This window comes from Peribacillus sp. SIMBA_075, from assembly GCF_046534585.1.
The window spans coordinates 1-249 of record NZ_JAWRYN010001236.1 but is presented as its reverse complement, the minus strand read 5'-3'; the positions used below and the strand labels follow the sequence as shown (position 1 = coordinate 249).

At 33.7% G+C, this 249-nt stretch carries 1 protein-coding gene; it reads left to right on the top strand.

Going from position 1 to position 249, the window contains the following annotated elements:
• The coding region (locus SB775_RS32265; RefSeq protein ID WP_410865367.1) for a TasA family protein at window positions 1-249 on the top strand (249 nt) is incomplete at both ends.

Genomic DNA, 249 nt, shown 5'->3' with positions numbered 1-249 from the left:
CGAAGGGCGACAATAAAGATGATTTTGGTAAACATATTAAAGTAACATTCTTAAAAAATGTAGACAAGCATGAAACAATCGTAAAAGAAACAACGCTAGATAAATTGAAGGGTGACACACTTACAGCGGTAGATAATGATTTAGCTGCTTGGTTCTGGGATGAAAAAGGTATTTCAGCAGGTAAGTCTGATAAATTCACAGTGAAATTCGAGTTTGTCGATAATAAAAAAGACCAAAATGAATTCCAAG